At 39.0% G+C, this 21,501-nt stretch carries 18 protein-coding genes and 4 pseudogenes; 1 reads left to right on the forward strand and 21 read right to left on the reverse strand.

All coding sequences use genetic code 11. The features are described 5' to 3' along the window. Window positions 1-120 precede the first annotated feature (120 nt). From JCM1039_RS10065 to rsmG, 19 genes and pseudogenes are all read right to left on the reverse strand, one after another. A pseudogene (locus tag JCM1039_RS10065) lies at window positions 121-2,426 on the reverse strand (glycoside hydrolase family 31 protein). 119 nt (window positions 2,427-2,545) lie between these two features. Next, complete coding sequence (locus JCM1039_RS00315) at window positions 2,546-2,737, reverse strand: hypothetical protein (protein ID WP_025014166.1); 192 nt, start codon at window positions 2,735-2,737, stop codon at window positions 2,546-2,548. A gap of 96 nt (window positions 2,738-2,833) precedes the next feature. Next, window positions 2,834-3,058, reverse strand: a complete 225-nt coding sequence (locus tag JCM1039_RS00320) for a hypothetical protein (RefSeq protein WP_025014167.1) — start codon at window positions 3,056-3,058, stop codon at window positions 2,834-2,836. 71 nt (window positions 3,059-3,129) lie between these two features. Next, complete coding sequence (locus JCM1039_RS00325; RefSeq protein ID WP_025014168.1) at window positions 3,130-3,453, reverse strand: bacteriocin immunity family protein; 324 nt, start codon at window positions 3,451-3,453, stop codon at window positions 3,130-3,132. Between the two features lie 80 nt (window positions 3,454-3,533). After that, entirely contained in the window at window positions 3,534-4,763 is a 1,230-nt protein-coding gene (locus JCM1039_RS00330) for a (S)-2-hydroxy-acid oxidase (RefSeq protein WP_025014169.1), read from the reverse strand. 260 nt (window positions 4,764-5,023) lie between these two features. Next, the gene (locus tag JCM1039_RS00335) at window positions 5,024-5,314 is read right to left on the reverse strand and encodes a bacteriocin immunity family protein (RefSeq protein ID WP_025014170.1); all 291 of its coding nucleotides are present in this window, start codon (window positions 5,312-5,314) and stop codon (window positions 5,024-5,026) included. A gap of 72 nt (window positions 5,315-5,386) precedes the next feature. Further along, window positions 5,387-6,136 carry an aspartate/glutamate racemase family protein gene (locus JCM1039_RS00340; protein ID WP_025014171.1) on the reverse strand — a complete coding sequence of 250 codons (750 nt, stop codon included), beginning with the start codon at window positions 6,134-6,136 and terminating at the stop codon, window positions 5,387-5,389. A gap of 11 nt (window positions 6,137-6,147) precedes the next feature. Next, window positions 6,148-7,718, reverse strand: a pseudogene (locus JCM1039_RS10070) (UDP-N-acetylmuramoyl-L-alanyl-D-glutamate--2,6-diaminopimelate ligase). A gap of 48 nt (window positions 7,719-7,766) precedes the next feature. Beyond that, window positions 7,767-8,920 (reverse strand): annotated as a pseudogene (locus JCM1039_RS10075) (sensor histidine kinase). Between the two features lie 6 nt (window positions 8,921-8,926). After that, a complete protein-coding gene (croR, locus tag JCM1039_RS00355) occupies window positions 8,927-9,613 on the reverse strand; it encodes a response regulator transcription factor CroR (protein ID WP_025014172.1) in 687 nt (228 codons plus the stop codon). A 181-nt stretch (window positions 9,614-9,794) separates the two neighbouring features. Beyond that, window positions 9,795-11,609, reverse strand: a complete 1,815-nt coding sequence (locus JCM1039_RS00360; RefSeq protein ID WP_155831080.1) for an ABC transporter ATP-binding protein — start codon at window positions 11,607-11,609, stop codon at window positions 9,795-9,797. Window positions 11,610-11,663: 54 nt separating this feature from the next. Next, a pseudogene (locus tag JCM1039_RS10080) lies at window positions 11,664-13,387 on the reverse strand (ABC transporter ATP-binding protein). A 123-nt stretch (window positions 13,388-13,510) separates the two neighbouring features. Further along, window positions 13,511-14,296 (reverse strand): DUF1129 domain-containing protein, encoded by a 786-nt coding sequence (locus tag JCM1039_RS00370; RefSeq protein WP_025014174.1) that lies wholly within the window; start codon window positions 14,294-14,296, stop codon window positions 13,511-13,513. Between the two features lie 8 nt (window positions 14,297-14,304). Next, window positions 14,305-15,405 carry a redox-regulated ATPase YchF gene (gene ychF, locus JCM1039_RS00375; RefSeq protein ID WP_025014175.1) on the reverse strand — a complete coding sequence of 367 codons (1,101 nt, stop codon included), beginning with the start codon at window positions 15,403-15,405 and terminating at the stop codon, window positions 14,305-14,307. A 56-nt stretch (window positions 15,406-15,461) separates the two neighbouring features. Then, complete coding sequence (locus JCM1039_RS00380) at window positions 15,462-15,725, reverse strand: DUF951 domain-containing protein (RefSeq protein WP_025014176.1); 264 nt, start codon at window positions 15,723-15,725, stop codon at window positions 15,462-15,464. Continuing rightward, window positions 15,718-16,602 carry a ParB/RepB/Spo0J family partition protein gene (locus tag JCM1039_RS00385; protein WP_025014177.1) on the reverse strand — a complete coding sequence of 295 codons (885 nt, stop codon included), beginning with the start codon at window positions 16,600-16,602 and terminating at the stop codon, window positions 15,718-15,720. The genes JCM1039_RS00380 and JCM1039_RS00385 overlap by 8 nt, the downstream gene beginning before the upstream one ends. Then, window positions 16,580-17,359 carry a ParA family protein gene (locus JCM1039_RS00390; protein ID WP_025014178.1) on the reverse strand — a complete coding sequence of 260 codons (780 nt, stop codon included), beginning with the start codon at window positions 17,357-17,359 and terminating at the stop codon, window positions 16,580-16,582. The genes JCM1039_RS00385 and JCM1039_RS00390 overlap by 23 nt, the downstream gene beginning before the upstream one ends. A 13-nt stretch (window positions 17,360-17,372) precedes the next feature. Then, window positions 17,373-18,203: a nucleoid occlusion protein gene (gene noc, locus JCM1039_RS00395; protein WP_025014179.1), complete on the reverse strand. Its 831-nt coding sequence runs from the start codon at window positions 18,201-18,203 to the stop codon at window positions 17,373-17,375. A gap of 15 nt (window positions 18,204-18,218) precedes the next feature. Beyond that, window positions 18,219-18,941, reverse strand: a complete 723-nt coding sequence (gene rsmG / locus JCM1039_RS00400) for a 16S rRNA (guanine(527)-N(7))-methyltransferase RsmG (protein WP_025014180.1) — start codon at window positions 18,939-18,941, stop codon at window positions 18,219-18,221. A 161-nt stretch (window positions 18,942-19,102) separates the two neighbouring features. On the opposite strand from rsmG, the gene JCM1039_RS00405 reads away from it, so the two are divergent. Continuing rightward, window positions 19,103-19,639, forward strand: coding sequence for a CvpA family protein (locus tag JCM1039_RS00405; protein WP_025014181.1), 537 nt, complete (start codon window positions 19,103-19,105; stop codon window positions 19,637-19,639). Window positions 19,640-19,689: 50 nt separating this feature from the next. Here JCM1039_RS00405 and JCM1039_RS00410 read toward each other — a convergent pair whose 3' ends face one another. Together JCM1039_RS00410 and JCM1039_RS00415 are read right to left on the reverse strand one after the other, a co-directional pair. Beyond that, window positions 19,690-20,619: an FAD:protein FMN transferase gene (locus tag JCM1039_RS00410; protein WP_025014182.1), complete on the reverse strand. Its 930-nt coding sequence runs from the start codon at window positions 20,617-20,619 to the stop codon at window positions 19,690-19,692. A gap of 4 nt (window positions 20,620-20,623) precedes the next feature. Next, on the reverse strand, window positions 20,624-21,415 hold the full coding sequence (locus JCM1039_RS00415) for a tyrosine-protein phosphatase (protein ID WP_025014183.1): 792 nt from the start codon (window positions 21,413-21,415) through the stop codon (window positions 20,624-20,626). Window positions 21,416-21,501 lie beyond the last annotated feature (86 nt).

Here is a 21,501-nt window from a genome sequence, read left to right on the forward strand (position 1 = left end):
ATAAAAATGGACCGATTTGGTTACTACATCGTAATATACTATAACGTAATGTAATATATCGTAATGTAGTAAAAATGCCATGCGAACAGATGCATGGCATTTTATTATCTTTAATTCTTACTACTTCTCTACATACTTACCGTTCTTGTACTTGAATACCACTTTCCTATCTGGCAATTCTACCGTAATCTTACGATATACCGGACCGTAACCGTGCTTTTCAAGTTTAACTTTTGCAGATCCATCCTTGGCTTTAATCTTGTACAAGTTGTATTCGCCATCTTGATACTTAAAGTCTGTACCGTTATCTTGATAGTGAACATACTTACCCTTTTCGTCAAAGACTCTAAAGGTCATCGTCTCATCTGGTTCATCAGAAACGTGACTAACTTCTTTGCCCCATGGCAAAATTGCACCTTTTCTGACAAACAATGGCAACTTATCAATTGGTGCATCAACCAAAATCGTGGTCTTTCCAGCATGTTCAACGCCGTTCCAGAAGTCAATCCATTTTCCTTTTGGCAAATATACGGCGCGCTTAGTTTGACCTTCTTGAACAACTGGGGCTGCCAAAATGTCCTCGCCCACCATATATTCATCATTCAAGTTATACACCTGTGTATCATTTTCATAATTCAAGACAAGTGGACGCATGATTGGCAAACCTGTCTTAGTTTCACGATAAAATTCATCGTAAAGATATGGAATGAAGCGGTAACGAAGCTTCAAGTATTTACGGTAAATTGACAAAGTTGGTTCGCCAAATACCCATGGCTCTTGTGAGCGGGTACCTAGAGCCGCATGGTTTCTGTACAATGGCTAAATAATGCGCCTTCAATCCAACGGGTAAGCAATTCTGGAGTTGTATCTGCGCCAAAACCACCGATGTCAGTTCCGGCAAAGCTAAAGCCACTCATCCCTAAGTTACATAATTGCGGAATCATCATCTGCACATGTGTCCATAAACTTTGGTTGTCACCTGTCCACACTGTGGAAAACTTTTGCGTTCCAGCATAAGCTGCACGCGTAATGACAAATGGACGCTTGCCCGAATATTTCTTCAAACCTTCATAAGTTGCCTTAGCCATATTGTGACCATAAACATTGTGCATCTTCTTATGAGTCGAAGCTTCTTCTTCATTATGGAATATAACGTCTTGTGGAATTTCGCCCTTAAATGAAGCTGGCTCGTTCATATCATCCCAGATACCAGCAACACCCAAGTCAACCAAGTACTTGCAATTCTTAGCCCACCATTTGCGTACTTCTTTACGGCCAAAGTCTGGGAAGACAGAATCGCCAGGCCAAACTTGGTTTACATAAACCGTACCATCAGGAGCTTTTACAAAGTAGCCCTTCTCAATTCCTTCTTGGTAGATCTTATAATCATGATCATCTTTCTTCACGCCGGGATCGATAATTGTGATAATTCTGAAGCCAAGCTTGCGCATCTTTTTAACAAAATCAGCCGGCTTTTCATAAGTATCTTTTCTCCAAGTGAAGACGCGGTAGCCATTCATGTAGTCGATATCCAGGTGCAAAACGTCGCATGGCAAGTCATACTTACGCAAGTTTTCCGCAATCTTCTCAACTTGCTTTTGACTGACACTATAGCCCCAACGTGATTGTTGGTAGCCTAAAGTCCACTTTTGTGGCATTGGCACACGGCCCGTCAAATAAGTGTAGTTGGTAATAACTTCCTTGAGTGAATCACCACCGATGATGTAGTAGTCAATATTGCCATCAACCGCTGAGTAGTAGTAATAGTCATTACTTTCCTTACCTAAGTCGATGTGGTTGCGATAAGTGTTGTCAAAGAAAATTCCGTATGGGTGCTTATTCTTCAGGCCAAGCAAAATAGGAATTGACTTGTACAAACGCGTAAAACTTTCGACTTGTGGATCTGGATTGTCGGTATTCCAGTTGTCGTAAGCATAGTGACGCTTGTTGATAAAACCAGTCTTGTCGCCCAAACCATAGAATTGCTCATCGTCCGCAAGTGATTTAACAATTTCATAGTAATCCTTGTCATGTGCACCAAGTAATTTCTTAACGTCATGGCCTTCAGATTCCGCTAACTTAAGGTGTTCCTCGTCCATTTGACGATCGATTGGCGCACGTTTCTTACGATAATCGAGAATTAATGGATTGCCTTTTTCATCGTAGACATCAATTTTTTCATCATCGTAGATCTTAATTGTCAGCTTAGCTGTTGATAATTCAACGTGGCCGTCCTTTTCCTTGACCTTAAAGTCGGTCTTGATTGATTTATCACTGTCAATTGCGTAGGAGTTGCTGGCGTTGCCACGATCTTGAAAGACACGCACGATTTCTGGTGTGATCACAGTCAAAACCAATGGTTTGTTGTCGTATTTTACAGTAATTTTTTGCCCGTCTTGAGTAAAATTGATAAGTTTGTTAACCATAATTTAAATTTACCTCTATTCAAATCAGAGTTATGTATTCGCTTTCAATTTTAACACAATAAGTTTAAGCATTTATCTTTCAAGCAATGAAAAAAGTTAGCAAATTTGCTAGCTACAAGTTAATTAAATAGATCCGACATTTTTGTTGGAATATTGTTATTTTCTGCAAAGTATTTTTTGAATGTGTCAAAAGTAGGCTCTTCATCTGCGCGACGGGTGTACATATCATGCACTGCCAATAAGCCCGTGATCATTAAATTCACGCCTAAAATAATTAACAAACCGACAAAAATATATAAAAGATAAAGCATGATTGCACCTCCGTCATTATATTAGTCATTTGCTCTGTATTACTTAACTAATACACTAATATCTAATAGAGGATTTGTCAATCATTTTTTTCTCAGTTACTTTTTCCTGCCGATATATAAAAAGCCGTAAATCACTGGCCCAATAACGATTGCTCCAGCTATTGAAAGAACTAAAACAAAGGCAAAACGAGGCATAATAAAAAAGTCTTGGCCAAAGCCACGAGCAGCCCACATTGCAAAGAATGTTATTACCCAGGCAATGACCATTGAAAGAATTAAGCGCCAAGCTGAAAATTGATTCTGTAAATTTTTGTTACTCATCTTTTCCCTCAAAATAAAAAAGCTACTAAACTTATTTAAGTTTAATAGCTCGCTGAATTATTATCAATTAATTATCTTCTACCGATGTTACTGAAAGCTAAGCCAAGTGCGGCACCACCTAATGCACCCGCTTGATGTGATACAGGACGTGCATCAGAAACAATTGCTTGGTGGAACTTCATCACGCCGTTAGATAATTTGCTTTGCCAGCTTAATGGATCAAGACCAACACGAATTAAGTTGCAAACATAATTTGCGGCCTCACCATTTTCAAGTTGATGCTTGGCGTTAAGTAAAACCTTACGCTCCTCTAGCTTAGTATTTTCATCAACTAACAAATCAGTAATGTTGTTCAAAAGCCAAATCTTTAAATTATCTTTTTCTTCGTTATACATTGTATGTATCTCTTTTCCTTAACTTTTGACTTGATTATAGTTCTTGTTGTGAGGAAATCAATAGCTTTTTTGAAGAAAAATTAATGCTTAGATGCGCCTGATGTAGCGTCAGGTTCTTGACTCTTAATTTGGTTATCAGCCGTTACAGGATATGGTTCCATGCGACTTGGATCAGTGTTTGAAGGCATAGTATCTAGACCATAGTGAATGCGATCGATCTTGGCATGCTTTACATCTGCAATAGTCTTGCAGCCTGTCAATTGCATATCAATCTTTAATTCATTGTCTAGCTGATCGATAACACTTTCTACACCCTTAGGACCACCCAAGGCCAAACCGTAGAGATATGGACGACCAATACCAACAATGTCAGCACCGAGTGCCAATGCCTTAAAGACATGTGAACCACGACGAACGCCAGAGTCAAAGACGATTGGCACGCGGTGGTTAACTGCCTTAGCGATTTCTGGTAAAACGTCAATCGTTGCAGGAGCGCCATCTACCTCACGGCCACCATGGTTAGTAACGTAGATACCGTCAGCACCTGCACCAATTGCCTTATATGCATCTTCAGCGCACATAACGCCTTTTACAAAGACAGGTAAGCCTGATTCCTTCTTGATACGAGCAACATCTTCTGGGCTAATCTTTTGAGCACTAGAAGCGTACATTTGCGCAACGCTTTGGCCCTCACCTTTACCACCAAGATAACGGGTGAAGAAGTCTAAAGGCACTGGATAAGTAAAGTGTGTTCTAAGGTTAGCTTCACGATAACCTGACACAAGGGCATCAACGGTCAAGAAAATGCCTTTGTAGCCTGCTTTCTTGATTGCATCAAAGACCATCTTGTTGAAGTCCCAATCTTTGCTCAAATACAATTGGAAAAATCTTGGAGCTTCTGGAGCGGCTGCCGCAATGTCTTCTACGCTCTTGTTAGCATAAGTGCTTGATGAGAAAAGTGCACCAGCTGCGGCAGCACCTTTTTGCGTAGCCACTTCAGCATCCTTGTGAGCAATACCGTGACAAGCAATTGGAGAAATCATAATTGGTGTCTTCAATTTCATCCCCATAAATTCGGTATCAGTTTGTGGATCATCCATATCGGTCAAAGCACGTGGCACAATTTGATAATGGTTAAAGGCTGAAGTATTGGCACGCCAAGTCCATTCATTTTCAGCACCTGAAGCGATGTAGTAATATGCACCTTCAGGCATAACTTTCTTGGCCCGCTCTTCTAGTTCATCGACATTGATCATCGAGATCTTTTCATCCCGATCACTTTGAGGAAAACCTTTGTAATAATAAGTCATAATTTATTCTTCTTTCGTTTAATCTTTTTATATCAGTAATTACTTTTATTATAAATGAAAGCGGATGCAAAAGTTAGTGGAAGAAGTAAAAAAACATTTTAATAACAAGGATAGTAGAGATTTTATATTTCACAAAATGATTTTGATATATGCGTATATTGTTATTTTTATTTATTCTATTCCTTAGTCATTATCTTCATTTTATTTGTGAAAACAAAAATAACTTCTTAGTTTTTAACGACTAGCAGTTATTTTAACTTCTAATAATATGACTTCAAAGTTTCCTGCAACTTCGTCACGCCAGCAGGCACCTTAAAATCGGTCTTAACTAAGTAACCTGACAATTCATCATCAAGTTCCTTAGCGATTTCATTAACCGGCTCATCTTCACTAGCTCTAAACAAGGCCGGCTTAACAAACTTCATAATATTACTATTACCTAATAACTCAGGATCACTATTAACTAACTCTCTCACCTTAATCATAAAGTCATTATCTTTAGGATTAATATTGAGGTGCGTAACCACGCCTTCCATTTTTGGATATTTCATAATTCAGCCTCCGATTTAATTTCGATTTTAGCACAAGAAAAAAGCCATGAATTCTCTTCATGACTCTTTTGCTTACTTATACATGTATTTTGCGCAAGCTTCTTTAGGATCCATTCCATTACGAATCTTAAGGGCTAATTCAATTGAAACATCTGCAATAATTGATTGTGGATCAATTACGTTGTAAGGATGGTCAGGTGCTTTTTCTTGAGCTAGTGACAACTCGGTGCATCCCAATAAAATTACATTACAACCATATTTATCATGCATTGTCTTCAAAATCTTGTGGTACAAATCATGATCCACAATGCCTTTTTCTTTGATATCAGAATAGATCAGTTCATTAACCATCGGTTGAATTTCTGGTCCACCCACTTCAACTTTACGACCAACTTTCTTAATTTCGTCAGCGTATAAATGATCGTAAATAGAACCTTCAGTTGCAATTAAACCAATTTTTTCTTCATTAGGATAATTATCAACAAAATTATGAACGGCAATACGCATCATATGCAAGAATGGTCGATCAGTCAATGCAGCAAGATCATCATAGAAGTAGTGGGCCGTATTGCATGGCATGACGTAAAAGTCCGTACCTAATTTGTCTTGTCCTTCTACGTCATCTTTTAAATCATAAAAGAAGTTAGGTTTACTGTGATCCTTGATGTAGGCAGTTCTATCAGGAACTTGTGCATCATTGACCAAAATATAATTTAAATAGTCTTGATCACGTGCAATCTTAACGCGATGGTTAATTAAACGCACATAACTTTCAGTGGCAATAGTACCCATGCCACCAATAATACTAAAAAAGTGCTTCATCGTATCAACTCTTATTTTCTAAAGTGTTCTTTTTGACCTTCTAATTCATTGATTACATTTTGAGCAACAACGATATCAGATGGGTATGGAGTGTTTATACCACGAATCTTTTGGAAGGCATCTGCACCCTTACCGCAGATTAAAACAACGTCATCTGGGCCAGCCATTGCAATAGCATCGTGGATAGCTTCTTACGGTCTAATTCGATAGTAACATCACACTTAGAGTGGTCAATGCCTGAATCGATTTCTTCAGCAATTGACTTAGGATCTTCAAAGCCTGGGTCGTCAGTGGTCAAAAATGCCTTGTTTGCATATGCAGTCAAACTTTCACTGAAACCCGGACGACGTGAAACGCCCTTGTCACCAGGAGCACCTACAACAACGATAATTTTAGGGTTGTCGAATTCATTTTGCATAAAGCTCATCAAAGCCATCATTGAAGCCTTGTTGTGAGCGTAGTCAACAACAACCATACCGTGACTCTTAGTTCTTTCAGTTTGCATACGACCTGGGATAGTCACGTCGCGGATACCCTTAGCACATTGATCATGGTTAAGGCCGGCAAGACCAGCACCGATAATTGCGGCAGTACCGTTTGATTCGTTGAAGTCACCTAACATCTTCAAAGTGTAATCACCGTTGATAGGTAACTTCTTAGCCTTATCACTTGCGCAGTAAAGCTTGAAGCGAGTTTCCTTCATATCCAATTCTTGTGAAGCAAATCTAAAGTCGATTGGCACCTTCAAATCTGGATTTTCGAAGTCTTCTCTAGCAAACAAGTAGATGCTGTCTGGGTTAGTAGTGGTTGTAGCTGCTGCGTAAATTTCATCAAAGTGGGCGGTTTCCGCATTGATAATACATTTACGTGAGTTAACCATTAATTGAAGCTTGCAGTGTAAGTAGTCTGCAAAGTTAGGGTGTTCGTTTGGTCCAATGTGGTCTGGACTGATGTTCAAGAAGAAGCCTAAGTCATAAGTTAAACCAAAGACGCGGTTCTTCTTGTAAGCTTGGCTAGATACTTCCATTACCAAGTGAGTCATACCGTTATCTACGGCAGTACGCATGTCACGGAACAAGTCCAAACTTTCTGGCGTGGTCAAACTTGACTTGAAGCTGTCTTCTGGCTTAGGACCAACAACGTCATTAACTGAAGAAATTAAAGCAGTCTTGCCGCCGTTAGCTTGGTCAAGCATCCCCTTCAAGAAGTATGCGGAAGTAGTCTTACCCTTAGTACCAGTGAAGGCTACAACGTATAAATCATCTTGTGGGAAACGGAAGAATGCGGCTGAGAGCAATGCCATTGCCTTTGATACATCACGAACGATTAACGCGTGCATACCTTTGCCTTCAGGATAAGGTTGTTCAGCAACGTAACAAATAGCACCATTATCTTTAGCCATTGATAAATAAGTTGGTCTAAAGCCTGCACCCTTGCAGAAAAATAGTGTGTTAGTTTGGATATCACGTGAGTCGTAAGAAACGTAATCCATCTTAGTAGCTACAGTGTCTTGAACTGCGCTTGATTTGAGCAAGTGGTGCTCTTTTAAAATTAATATACAGGTATTTAAAGAAATACTCATCATTTTCTCCTCGTTGTACTAATACATTCAGTCAAAATTATAACACAGCTAGTGCTTACTTGGCGCTTTCTTAGGATCAAGTGGCAAGCGAATTATAAAACTGGTCCAGTTTTTATCTGATTGGCAACGAATTGTACCATGGTGCAAATCAACTACACTCTTGGTAATTGAAAGTCCCAATCCAGTACCACCAGTTTTTGTATTACGGGAAGTTTCGACACGGTAGAAACGCTCGAAAATCTTGCTCTGTGATTCTTTAGGAATTGGCTCACCATTATTTTCAACCCGCAATTTCACTTCGCGCTTATTGACTAAATTAGCAACCAACTTAATCTTGGTAGCTCCCGTACCATACTTGAATGCATTAGAAATTAAATTGTTATATACTCGCACTAATTTTTCGGCATCAGCTGTATTGTTAAGTCCTTAGGTCTGGCTTCGATTTCAATTTCAATACCTTTTTTCTCAGCTTCAAGTTCAAACCCTGCAGCGACCTGTTCCAGCATTGAATAAATATGTAATCTGGCCAAATTCAGCTTCGTATTAGTTGATTTTAATGTTGAATATTCAAACAAATCATTGGCCAGTGACTTCATTTGTTCTGCCTTAGTGTACGCAATATTAATATATTTTTGTTGGTCTTCAGGTGAAGTAACTCCATTTTTTAACAGACCCAAGTAACCAATAATTGAAGTCAGTGGCGTTCTAATATCGTGCGAAACGTTGGTAATCAGTTCATCCTTAGATTGCTCAATTGCCCGTTCCTCATTGATGGAATGCACGGTACTGTCAACCAAGGAGTTAATTGAATCAACTACACGCTGCAATTCAGGAAGTACTCTAAAGTTAATTCGGTGATCAAAGTGGCCATTGGCAATATAATGCAGCTCCAAAATTACGTGACGCAGCTGCATTTGGTGATATCTTCTGATTAAACGCCAATACAAAACGACCAAATCACCGATTCCCATCAAAATGATGAAAATATTTTGCCATGACCATAAATGATAACCACCTGCGAAGGTCATCGTCTTTTTCAAAAAGTAGATGCCATTAACCAAGCTCTCATCCTGCAAAATAGCTAGGTGGATCAAAATAATTATTGATAGATTTAACAAAAGCAGAAGGATGACCGTTACGACTCCTTCTGCAAATAATTCGCTCTTTTCAGCGCCAGTTAACTTGACGCGTTCCTTTTTCATTAACTACTACGCCTCGACTTTGTATCCTACGCCCCAAACAGTTTGAATAACATCTTCACCGCCAGTTGCCTTTTGAATCTTGTCACGAAGGTGTGATACGTGCACCATAACGGTCTTAGCAGAAACGATTGATTCTTGTTGCCAAACACGTTCAAAGATTTCATCGGCAGAAAATACGCGGTTAGGGTGACTAGCCAAAAGGTAAAGAATACCGAATTCCAAAGCTGTCAATTGGATAGCCTTGTCATCAATTGTCTTTACTTCATGAGAATCACGGTTGATTACAAGTGGGCCAACTTCCAAGATATCTGGCTTTTCATCCTTAACTTGCTTTTGACTACGACGTAAAAGTGAACGTACTCTAGCCATAACTTCAAGTGGGTTAAATGGCTTAGATACGTAATCGTCGGCACCAGTGATCAAACCTTGAATCTTATCCATATCGCCAGTCTTAGCAGAAACAATGATAATTGGAATATCTGAATCTTTTCTAACTTCCTTAATTACTTCGATTCCGGACATGTTAGGCATCATCACGTCTAAGATCATTAATGCAATGTCTGGTGTAGTAGTTAATTTAGTAATGGCTTCCTTGCCGCTGTATGCCGCAATAGGTTCATAGCCTTCGTTTTTCAAATATATGCTTAAAAGTTCAACGATTTCTTTATCATCATCAACAACTAAAATTTTCACGAGGAAACTTCCCCCTTCTCGTTCTTAATTATTTTATCTCTCTTGTTTATTCTATATACAGTTTATCAAACCTTACGACTATTTTACTCAATTTTAAAGCAAAACGCCTAAGAACAAGGCTTTCTTTATTTTTTCATAAAAAAAGAACCTGGAAATTCCAAGTTCTAATTTATTTAGCTTATTATTGGATCTCTTTCTTACCAGTGTAGAGCTCATAGTAGTAGCCCTTCTGCTTCAAAAGTTCCTCGTGATTACCACGTTCAATGATATGACCATGATCAAGAACCAAGATCAAATCTGAGTTAACAATAGTTGATAAACGGTGGGCAATAACGAAACTTGTACGTCCAGCAAGCAAGTTATCCATACCAGCTTGAACCATCTTTTCAGTTCTAGTATCGATGCTTGATGTAGCTTCATCCAAGATCATTACCGGCTCATCGGCAATCATTGCCCGGGCAATACTGAGCAGCTGCATTTGTCCTTGTGACAAATCACCGCCATCACCATCAATCACAGTTTGGTAGCCATGATCAAGGTCATGGATAAATTCATCGGCGTGAGACAACTTGGCCGCTTGGTAGACATCATCATCGCTAGCTTCTGGATTACCGAAGCGAATATTATCCATAATCGTACCAGTAAACAGGTGTGTTTCCTGCAAAACGATTGATAATGACTGACGCAAGTCGTCCTTTTTAATATTCTTGATTGGAATACCATCATAAGTAATCGTGCCTGAATCAATTTCATAGAAACGGTTAAGCATGTTTGAAATGGTGGTCTTACCAGCACCAGTTTCACCAACTAAAGCTACTTTCATACCTGGCTTAGCATCAATTGAAATGTCGTGCAAAATTTGGTGTTCTGGCACATAACTGAAGTTAACGTGATCAAAGACAATATGACCGCGAACTGGAACCTTTTTAATTGAGCCATCTTTTTGTGGGACATTCCAATTCCAGTTACTGCCGACTTCGTCACCTTTAGAAATAGTAACTGTACCATCATCTGGTTCTGAAGCTTGATCTTCCAAATTGAAGATTCTTTCGGCACCAGCCAAGGCAATAACGATTGAGTTCAATTGTTGTGAAATTTGGGCAATAGGCATACTGAACTGTCTTGATAATTGCAAGAATGAACCAATAGCACCAAGTGAAAGTGGAGCCCAACGGTTAATCGCAACAGCACCACCAATAAAGGCAATCAATACGTAAAGCAAGTTACCAATGTTACCCATGATTGGGAAAAGAACAGTTGCGTAAGTGTTAGCTCTACCTGAAGCTTGACGTAATTCTTCGTTGTACTTGTCAAAACCAGCTTTTGATTCTGGTTCGTGGCTGAAGACCTTGATAACCTTCAAACCATTAAGCATTTCTTCGTTATAACCGTTAATTTGACCAAGCTTCTTTTGTTGAATTTGGAAGTAGTGACCTGATCTAGCAGTAAGGTAACGAACAATCCCGATTGACAACGCAAAGATGATGAATGAGAAGAGTGTTAATTGCCAACTCAAACTAAACATCGCACATACAACGAATAGCAAACTCAAGGCTGAGTTAGTAAATTGTGGGATTGATTGTGAAATCATCTGCATCAAGGTATCAATATCGTTGGTGTAACGCGACATGATATCACCAAATTCATTTTGGTCAAAGTATGAAATTGGCAAACTCTCCATGTGCGTAAACATTTCGTTACGAACACGATATTGTACTTTTTGAGCTAAGACACCCATTAACATGTTAAAGAGGTAGTTGGAAAGAAAACCAATAGCATAAATACCAAACATTACCGCAATGGCCGTTTCCAATGGACCATAGTTTGGCACCTTTTCTCTAGTTAATGGAACAATGTAGTTGTTAATCAAACGCTCAATAAAGAGTGAACCGATAACGTTGCTGGCTGCTGCCAAGACAATCGTAATCATGGAAATGATGAGCATCCACGGACTAGTCTTCGCAATCAGCTTAAGCAAGCGGCCCAAAGTTTTCATTCTGTGACCATTAGCTTGATCTTTATTTTCTAAAGCTTTATCCAAATTGCTCACCTACTTTCCTTGTTCTTCTTGGAACTTAGCGATTGAACTGTAAAGCTCGTTAGTCTTCATCAATTCTTCATGCGTTCCAATATCTTGAATCTTACCGTGGTTCATAACGATGATCCGATCGGCGTCTTTAATTGAGACAATTCTCTGAGAATGATGATCTTGGTCGTATCTGGCATGTCTTTAGCAAGTGACGTTCTAATTTCACGTTCCGTGCTAGTATCAACAGCTGAGGTTGAATCATCCAAGATCAAAATCTTAGGGTTCTTTAACAAGGCTCTGGCAATAGTAATTCTTTGCTTTTGCCCACCTGAAACGTTGTTACCGCCTTGTTCGATCATTGTGTCGTAGCCATCTGGCATTTCACGGATAAAGCCATCAGCATGCGCAATCTTAGCCGCCGCAACAACTTGTTCGTCAGTGGCGTTTTCGTTACCCCACTTCAAGTTGTCCTTAACCGTACCGGTGAACAAAACGTTCTTTTGTAAGACCATCGCAACGTTGTCACGCAAGGTCTTTAAGTCGTATGACTTAACGTTATGTCCCGCAACGCGAACGGCACCAGACGTTACATCATAAAGACGTGGAATCATTGAAACCAAGGTTGATTTAGATGAACCCGTTTCACCGATGATCCCAATTGTTTCACCTGGATGGATCCGCAAGTTGATATCATCAAGAGCATCAGTTTTATCAGCTGGTTCATACTTAAAGCTAACGTGGTCGAAAATAACTTCACCGTTAGTCAAACGCTTAAGTGGCTTCTTAGGATTTTCAATAGTTGGTTCTTCAGTGATTACAGAAGCGATACGACGACCACTAGCACCTGAAATAACCAACTGGGTGGTAATCATAGCCAAAATGTTCAAACTGAATAAAACTGAGTTTGAGTACGTAAACATTGAAATAAGTTGACCAGTTTGTAAGCTACCGCCAACAATTTCTCTAGCACCAAACCAGCAAATTGCCAAAGTTGAAATATTCAAAACGGCTGCAACCACTAAAGCGTTTAAAGACATAATCTTTTGAGCAGTTGCGAATAATTTGTAAATAAGGCCTGATGACTTTTCAAATTTTTCGATTTGTGGCTTTTCTTGAACGTAAGTCTTAACTTCACGAATACCACGTACATTTTCACGAACCACTTGGTTCATGCGGTCATATCCTCTAAAAATCTTAGGGAAATATGGGTAAGCCGATCTAATAATTAAGCCTAAGGCAATTGCAAAAATTGGTCCTAATACTAAGAAAATAAGTGACAAGCGTGGACTGATAATCACAGACATGATAATTGAAACGATGAACATCATTGGCGCTCTAACAGCGATTCTGATCAACATTTGGTAAGCCAATTGCACGTTGTTAACGTCAGTTGTCAAACGCGTAACCAAACTGGCACTTGAAAAGTGATCGATGTTTTCGAATGAATAATCCTGCATGTGATAGAACATGTCCTTACGCAAGTTAGCCGCGAAACCAGCAGCTGCATGGGCAGAAACATAACTGGCACTTGCACCTAATGCTAATGAAATGATTGTCAATACAAACAAAATCAAGCCTAGCTTACTAATGTAGGCCATGTTTCCCTTCATAATTCCGTTATCGATCAAAATACCAACTAAATATGGAATCAGCATTTCAATAATAACTTCACCAATAACGAATACTGGTGAGAGCAGCGACAATTTTTTATATTGTCGAATCGATTGGCTCAATGTTTTGACCATATAAAACCACCCTTCTATTTTTATGCATTCTCGTAAAAAAAGATAAATGGACTATTCCATTTATCTTTTTTATAGTTATCTAGTTTAGTATGTGCTTATTTTTTTAAAGAAGCAAGTTATTTGCTACTTGTGTTGTTGTGGATGAGAAGCAAATGAAGAACCGGTGATGTGGTAGTGTTGTCTAAATAAGTAACGTACACCGTAAGCAATTGCGGCAATTACGATATCAACAGCACCTGGTAATATTGGGTTGATCACACGGATCGCTGGTAATGATAAAATCCAGATCCAAACAAACAATACGACGGCAATTCCCAAACCACTTAACAGTAATTTTGGCAAACCAATTCGTTGACCATTCTTTGGCATTACCCAGTCATTGTACTTAACCATGAAGACACCCATCAAGATACCAACACTGGCTAAGGTCAAAATACCCATTTGAGAATTATTTTGAGCTTTACTATTGTTTTCAAACAAGGCAATGACACCAAATAAACCAACGAAGATCGCTAAGTAGAGAAGTGCACCATCAACAGCACGTTGCCAGAATGGAGTTTCTACTGGTTTTTGATGTGGGTGAAGCATTTCTTCAGCCTTAATTTGTGGTGAAGCCATGTAAAGACCGTTAGCTGGTTGACCATGACGTTGCGCAATTACGATTTCACTAAGCAAACCGTCAGTCATTGTAACTGCTTCTTCACGTGAAAGTGAACCTTGACGTTGCAATTCTTTTTCCAAGCGGAAAACGTAATCTTGGTTCTTGTTGCTTAACTTTTGACGGAGAGCTTTGGGATCTTCATTCTTTAATTCTTCGTCTTTAGCGTCAACTTCAGACTTCTTCTTTAATTTTTCTTGCTTTTCAGCATTAATATTTGAATTATTCTTTTCTTGCTCTTTTTCAGCCATTCTTACTCCTAGACGTTAAATCTGAATTCGATAATGTCACCGTCTTGAACCACGTAGTCCTTACCTTCAAGACGAAGCCTACCTGCTTCCTTAACCTTTTGCATAGTTTCAAGTTTGTCTAAGTCGTCGAATGAAACAACTTCGGCACGAATGAAACCACGTTCAAAGTCTGAGTGAATAATACCAGCAACTTGAGGAGCCTTCATACCTTCGTGGAAAGTCCATGCACGAGTTTCAGGACCACCAGCAGTGAAGAATGTTCTAAGACCTAAAATGTGATAAGCGGCACGAATCAAACGGTCCAAACCTGGTTCCTTAACGCCTTCCATTTCAAGCATTTCCTTCTTTTCATCGCCGTCAAGACCAGCAATTTGTTCTTCGGCAGATGCAGAAATACCCAAAGCTTCAGCATGTTCCTTTTCAGCGTGCTTCTTAACGATTTGGAAGTACTTGTCGCTTTCTGGGTCAGCCATTGAGCTTTCAGCGATGTTAGCAACGTAAATAACTGGCTTAGCAGTCAAAAGGAATAGCCCCTTAACAATCTTTTGTTCATCCTTGTTAAAGTCGATTGAACGAGCTGCGTTACCTTCTTCAAGGACTGGCTTAAGCTTTTCAAGTACAGCCATTTCAGCCTTAGCTTCCTTATCGCCTTGTTGAGCAACCTTCTTTACTTTACCGATACGCTTGTTAACAGCGTCAAGGTCAGCAATGGCAAGTTCCAAGTTGATAGTGTTGATATCTTCTTCTGGGTCAACTTTACCAGTAACTGAAGTAATGTTGTCGTCATCGAAAGCACGTACTACGTGAACGATTGCATCAGTTTGACGAATGTTTTCAAGGAACTTGTTACCAAGACCTTCACCCTTTGAAGCACCCTTTACCAAACCGGCAATATCGGTAAATTCAAAAGTAGTGTGAACAATCTTCTTAGCAGGAATCAATTCTTGGATTCTAGCTAAACGTTCGTCAGGAACTTCAACCATTCCGACGTTTGGTTCAATGGTGGCAAATGGGTAGTTGGCCATTTCGGCACCAGCCTTAGTAATTGCGTTGAACAAAGTTGACTTACCAACGTTTGGCAAACCAACAATACCAGCAGTTAATGACATTTGTTGTCCTCTTTTTCTAAAAATCTATTATTTTATATTTTTCTTACTTGTCTATTTTATCTAAAATTTGGGCGAGCGATACGATCTTTTGGCACATATTGTTCTTTTTTTGCATTAACCGGGTCATTAGCCTTGGTTAAAACCTTTTTTAACTTACGATTGAACTCGCTGCGTGGCATCATTACCATGTGTCCGCATCCCATGCACTTCAATTTAATATCTGCACCCATGCGCAAGATTTCCCAGTCGTTAGTTTGACAAGCATGGGGCTTCTTCATTTGAACCGTATCAGCCAAATTGTAGGAAATTTCTTTAATCATCTAAATCAACACCTAACAGATCAAGAATTCTATTCAATTCATCAGCAGAAGCAAAATCGATTGAAAGATGTCCTTTACCCTTCTTCGTCTCAGAAATATTAACGTTTGAGCCGAATTTGTTTGAAAGTTGATTTTCACTTGCGCGAATAAATGCGGACTTTTTAACCGTCTTTTTTTGTGGCTTCTTCGCATTCATTTCGCTAACCAAAGCTTCAACCTTGCGAACAGGCATCCCTTCCTTAGCTACTCGCTTAGCCAAGGCGTCGATTTTATCCTTATCCTTCAAACCCAAAAGAGTTCTGGCTTGTCCCATTGATAAATCACCGTGTTGGAGCAAGCGCTTGGTCTTACTTGGCAAAGTAAGTAAACGCAAGTAGTTAGCAATATACGGACGAGACTTACCCATTCGCTTGGAAACTTCTTCTTGAGTCAAACCAAGATTCTTTTGAAGCATCTCGTAAGCTTGTGCTTCTTCAAGTGGAGTTAAATCTTCACGCTGCAAGTTTTCCAGCACTGCAACTTCCATCATTTGACTTTCATCAAATTTACGGATGATTGCTGGAATCGTCTTCTTTTTAGCTAACTTGGAAGCACGGTAGCGGCGTTCACCAGCAATGATTTCATAGCCGTTAACAGACTTGCGAACAATGATTGGTTGAAAAACGCCGTTTTCTTTAATCGAGTCAGATAATTCCTTTAAGCTCTTATCGTCAAATCGTTTTCTAGGCTGATATGGATTAGGACGAATATCGCTTAAATCGAGTTCTTTAACTTCTTCAACTTCCTCGATTTGTGGTTCATCTTCAAAAAGGGCTTCAATACCACGGCCTAAGCCGCCTTTTTTTCTCGGCTCTTTACTTCTTGAGTCTCTTGCCATGACCTTTTAACACCTCTTTTGCTAAATCATCATATACCTTCGCACCACGTGATTTTGGAGCATATTCCGTGATTGGTTGACCGTAACTTGGAGCTTCTGCCAACTTGGTAATTCTTGGAATAATTGTCTTGTAAACTTTCTTGCTAAAGTATGATTGAACTTCCTTAACAACTTCAGCACCCAAGTTAGTTCTGGCATCCAGCATAGTCAAAAGTACGCCTTCAACGCCAAGGTCTTTATTGAAGTGCTTTTGTACCAAACGGATAGTGTTCAAAAGCTGACTCAAACCTTCCATAGCGTAGTATTCACTTTGTACTGGAATCAAAATTGAGTCTGATGCAGTAAAGGCATTAATTGAAAGCTGACCTAATGATGGTGGACAGTCAATAAAGACAAAATCATATTGATCGCTAACTGCATCAAGTGCTGACTTAAGACGAGTTTCACGCGCCATCATGCTGATAAGTTCAGTTTCAGCACCTGACAAATTGATAGTTGCTGGAACCATATCTAACTTAGGAGTTGAAGTATGGTGGATTGTATCTTGAATAGGAACTTCGTCAATCAAAACATTGTAAATGTCCTGGTCAATCTCTGATTTTTCAATTCCTAAACCAGAGGTAGCGTTACCTTGTGGGTCAATGTCCACAATTAACACGCGATAACCACGGTCGGCAATTGAGGCTGCTAAGTTAATGGTAGTAGTAGTTTTACCTACGCCACCTTTTTGGTTAGCAACCGAAATTACATTTACCATATTTTCCATCCTTCTACTTTCTCTTTAATTCAATAGTTATCTTGTAGTCATCAGGGTTTTTGTCTTCCTTAACTTTGACTACGATACCTGAATCCTTGGCTAACTTAACGGCCTTCTTAATGGTATTGATTTGTACCTTAAGATCCTTAGGTATACGCTTTACAACACGTTCACGCTTAGTTTCTTTAGGCTTAGGGTTAAAGTAAGCATCTACATCTTTAGCAATTTCTTCAGTTTGCTTTACGTTTAAGCCTTTTTCTTCAATTTCCTTCAAAACGCGTTCTTGATCGTCTTCGCTTAAGTTAAGCAAAGCACGGCCGTGACGAGCAGTGATTTTTCCTTCGATCAAAGCCTTTTGTACATCATCGTCAAGCTTCAATAAGCGCAACTTGTTTGCGACGTAAGATTGTGACTTACCCATGTCTTTAGCTAATGCAGTTTGAGTCAAATCATTTAATTTCATCAAATTGGTGTAAGCTTTAGCTTCATCGATTGGGTTCAAGTCTTCACGTTGCAAGTTTTCAATTAAAGCAAGTGAAGCAGCTTGATCGTCGTCCATGTTCTTGACGATTGCTGGAATAGTTTCCCAGCCTAAACTCTTAGCTGCACGATAACGACGTTCACCTGCGATAATTTCATAGTGGTCTTCGCCATCTTCACGCACAACGATTGGTTGAAGCAAACCGTCCTTATCAAGCGTTTCAGCTAATTCTTTGATTGAATCGTCTGAAAATTCACGACGTGGTTGATAACGGTTAGGAACAATTTTATCTAATTCAATATCTTGAATTTGCTTATTTTTAGGAACTTCTTCATCATGACGCATAAAAGAAAATAATGACATAATTTTCCTCCTAAATTAATGTATTGGTTTGCGCCGTGGCGTACCAGCTTGACGTGGATACTTTTTCGGCGTGGATTTTACTTTTTGAACTAAGACTAAAGTTCTCTCTTCTTCACTTTCTGGTAAAGTGAGCTCTTCATCTTTGATCAGCTTGCCGCCTAAGACTTCAAGTGCCTTCTTACCATCATCTAATTCATCTTCAGCTTTAGGACCTTTTAGGGCAACGAAATAGCCACCTTTTTTAACTAAAGGCAAGCAGTATTCGCTTAAAACTGACATTCTAGCTACGGCACGAGCAGTTACAATATCGAATTTTTCACGGTAAAGCTTATTTTGACCAACGTCTTCGGCACGACCATGAACTAACTCTACATCGGTTAAACCTAATTCGCTGATTAAATCTTTTAAGAAATTTAGTCTCTTTTGAAGAGAGTCAACAATTGTTACTTTAAGACTTGGTTTTAAAATCTTGAGTGGAATCGAAGGGAAACCGGCACCTGCACCAACATCACATAGCGTTGCACCATCTTTAAAAACTTCGCCAAAAGTAAAAAGAGGCGTAATACTATCATAAAAGTGCTTAAGATATACTTCGTCTTCTTCTGTGATTCTAGTCAAGTTAACGTGTTCGTTAACTTCGATCAACATTTTAAAATAAAGTTTAAATTGCTGCTTTTGTTTATCAGTTAATTCAAAATTATGTTTTGATAGTTCTAAGACAAATTTTTCAGGATTCATTTTTCACCCGTGGAACCTTGTTTCACATTCTAAATTTAACGCCAAATGCGTTTATAAGTAAAGACAGATCGTCTTTATAATTATGAAGTATTTTATTGCAATCGTCAAAGTTTTGCAGCCTGAAAAATAGGGTATAATTAGGCGCAAGGAGAGTTTTTAAAATGATTGTTACTTTGATAGTTTTAGCTTACTTAGCTTATAAAACTTATACGGGTTATAAAACCGGCTTTACGAGATACGTTATCGTACTAATTTGTTCCGCAATTGTCTTCATGGTAGCGATTTTTGCACAAAACCCATTAGGCAATTGGCTTTACACTCAATTTACCGGAGAAATGATTAGAAGCAATTCTACGAACAACGTGGAATTAATGATCGCACGTTTTGCTGCCTTCTTCCTTGTTTTCTTCGTTGGAAAAATGATTATGAAGATTTTCAAGAATTGGATTCCAGCCAAGAACCCACATGCAACAAATTTGGGCAGTATTCTAGACAACGTTTTAGGTGCTTTAGCTTCACTAATTGCTAGCTACTTTATCGTTTACGTTGTCTTGTCAATGTTCAACGCACTGCAGAATCCATGGTTCATGCAACAAACAATTGATTCATCGTTCTTACGGTTTATCATTTACAACACGCCAGGTCTTTCCAACGGTGTCTTCAATAATATCTTTAATATTAGTAAAACGGTTGGATAACCAAACTAAAAGAGGACTAAGCAAGCTCAGTCCTCTTTTTTGTTTTGGCTTTATTTATTGAAATTATCGTATTCGACATGTTCGTCGTTATAAACAAAAATTGCACCGATACGATCTGAATCATCATGCCAATTTTTCATTGGATGACCTGCGAAAAATAGTCGTTTACATTCAATTTCTGCTTCAACTGAAGTCTTAGTAAACGTTGTAACGCCAGCTAGATCCGTTTCAACAGGATAGCCTGTTCTAGGATCGATCAAGTGGTGGTACTTATGGCCATCAACGACTAAATAACGCTCATATGTACCGCTTGTAACAGCAGAACATTGTGACACCATTACCGAGGTAATATTATCGCCACGTGGTTCCTTAGGGTCTTGAATACCAATTACCCATTGACCATTGGCTCTCTTAGGTGAATCACCCACAAGTAAAATATTACCGCCTAAATTGATGATTCCGGCCTCTACGCCATAAGCCAGCCATAAATCACGAATTCTATCAGCAATCCAGCCTTTAGCGATACCACCTAAATCAAGTTCCATTCCTTTCATTTTGAGGAAAGCAGTTTGATCTTGATCATTTAAAACCACTTTGAATGGATCGGTTAAAAGCATTCTTTCTTTAATTTCGCTGTCTTTTGGCACATGTGCTCCCTTAAAGCCAATATGCCATAGTTTAACGACAGGTCCAATCAAAGCGTTAAAGCCAAAGTTCTCGCGACTTTTTTCAACCGCTAATTTTACTAAGCCATAAACTGGGCTTGAAACTTGAACCGGATGATCACCCGCTGCATGGTTGATGTCCATTACTTCGGATTCATCCCTATTAACAGTCAATAAATCTTCATAATGATCAATCAATTCAAATGATTTTTGCAATAGGTCTCGTTTTTGCGTGCCAAAAATCTGCAACGTAATTGATGTACCTAAAGCATGATGATGTCCAACTACTTGTTCTAGTGCTAAATCTTTAATCATTTTTCTAGTCTTCCAAATATAATTCACGCAATGCATCACGCAATTGTGGCGTTAAACCAATTTTCTCTCTTAGATAATTATCGAGCCCGCCAAATTCTTTTTCAATCGCAATTAATGATGTATCCAAAAATGCATCGTTTACTGAGCCCAAGATACGCATGTTAGCACGAAGACAAAGGTTGCCGCCCTTTTCTTGGATAATGCGGTCTCGTTTAGCGCGATACCCATCGAGCATGTAGTTAGAGTAAAGGTAATCTTGTCTAATCGTCTCCATATCGACGCCTAAGATATACAAGATCATTACCGTTACAATACCCGTTCTATCTTTTCCTTCAGAACAGTGATATAAAATAGCACCTTCTTTAGTATTAGCAAGTACTTCGAGAATCTTGTGCAAGCTATTTTGTGCATGTTCTTTTACAACGTGTGAACGATAGCGATCACACATCATTTTAAAACCAGCGTATTGGTCTTTACGGTAAGTCGCAAAAACCTTGTCCAAATCTTTCTTCCCACCGTTGGTGTTGTCATCTTCGGCAATAGAAATATCCAGATGCTCTACACCAGGGATCTGACTGTCTGGCATCTTATGACATTCGAGTGGTGAACGCAGGTCGATAATTTTAGTCAGACCATAATCAAGCAAAAAGTTTTCATCTTTTGAGGTGATATTACTAATCTTCCCTGATCTAATTAAACGATGCATTTTTACTTTGCGTCCTTGATAGCCAACATAGCCACCTATATCACGCGGATTGCGGACTTTTTCTAATGGTAAAACATTAGGGTTTATCATTCTTTTCACCTCTTTACGATTCATTTTTTAATGAAAAAACCGAATAGTATTCCTATTCGGTAATTTTACTATTCAGTTAGCCAACT

Origin of the sequence: Lactobacillus kitasatonis DSM 16761 = JCM 1039 (assembly GCF_000615285.1) — a bacterium.
Lineage (GTDB): Bacteria > Bacillota > Bacilli > Lactobacillales > Lactobacillaceae > Lactobacillus > Lactobacillus kitasatonis.

Bases quoted from the DNA above. Each gene is read 5' to 3' on its own strand.
- JCM1039_RS00315 (WP_025014166.1), bottom strand. From the start codon at position 2,737: ATGCTTTATCTTTTATATATTTTTGTCGGTTTGTTAATTATTTTAGGC.
- JCM1039_RS00320 (WP_025014167.1), bottom strand. From the start codon at position 3,058: ATGAGTAACAAAAATTTACAGAATCAATTTTCAGCTTGGCGCTTAATT.
- JCM1039_RS00325 (WP_025014168.1), bottom strand. From the start codon at position 3,453: ATGTATAACGAAGAAAAAGATAATTTAAAGATTTGGCTTTTGAACAAC.
- JCM1039_RS00330 (WP_025014169.1), bottom strand. From the start codon at position 4,763: ATGACTTATTATTACAAAGGTTTTCCTCAAAGTGATCGGGATGAAAAG.
- JCM1039_RS00335 (WP_025014170.1), bottom strand. From the start codon at position 5,314: ATGAAATATCCAAAAATGGAAGGCGTGGTTACGCACCTCAATATTAAT.
- JCM1039_RS00340 (WP_025014171.1), bottom strand. From the start codon at position 6,136: ATGAAGCACTTTTTTAGTATTATTGGTGGCATGGGTACTATTGCCACT.
- JCM1039_RS00360 (WP_155831080.1), bottom strand. From the start codon at position 11,609: ATGAAAACTTTGGGCCGCTTGCTTAAGCTGATTGCGAAGACTAGTCCG.
- JCM1039_RS00370 (WP_025014174.1), bottom strand. From the start codon at position 14,296: ATGGCTGAAAAAGAGCAAGAAAAGAATAATTCAAATATTAATGCTGAA.
- ychF (WP_025014175.1), bottom strand. From the start codon at position 15,405: ATGTCATTAACTGCTGGTATTGTTGGTTTGCCAAACGTTGGTAAGTCA.
- JCM1039_RS00380 (WP_025014176.1), bottom strand. From the start codon at position 15,725: ATGATTAAAGAAATTTCCTACAATTTGGCTGATACGGTTCAAATGAAG.
- JCM1039_RS00385 (WP_025014177.1), bottom strand. From the start codon at position 16,602: ATGGCAAGAGACTCAAGAAGTAAAGAGCCGAGAAAAAAAGGCGGCTTA.
- JCM1039_RS00390 (WP_025014178.1), bottom strand. From the start codon at position 17,359: ATGGTAAATGTAATTTCGGTTGCTAACCAAAAAGGTGGCGTAGGTAAA.
- noc (WP_025014179.1), bottom strand. From the start codon at position 18,203: ATGTCATTATTTTCTTTTATGCGTCATGATGAAGAAGTTCCTAAAAAT.
- rsmG (WP_025014180.1), bottom strand. From the start codon at position 18,941: ATGAATCCTGAAAAATTTGTCTTAGAACTATCAAAACATAATTTTGAA.
- JCM1039_RS00405 (WP_025014181.1), top strand. From the start codon at position 19,103: ATGATTGTTACTTTGATAGTTTTAGCTTACTTAGCTTATAAAACTTAT.
- JCM1039_RS00410 (WP_025014182.1), bottom strand. From the start codon at position 20,619: ATGATTAAAGATTTAGCACTAGAACAAGTAGTTGGACATCATCATGCT.
- JCM1039_RS00415 (WP_025014183.1), bottom strand. From the start codon at position 21,415: ATGATAAACCCTAATGTTTTACCATTAGAAAAAGTCCGCAATCCGCGT.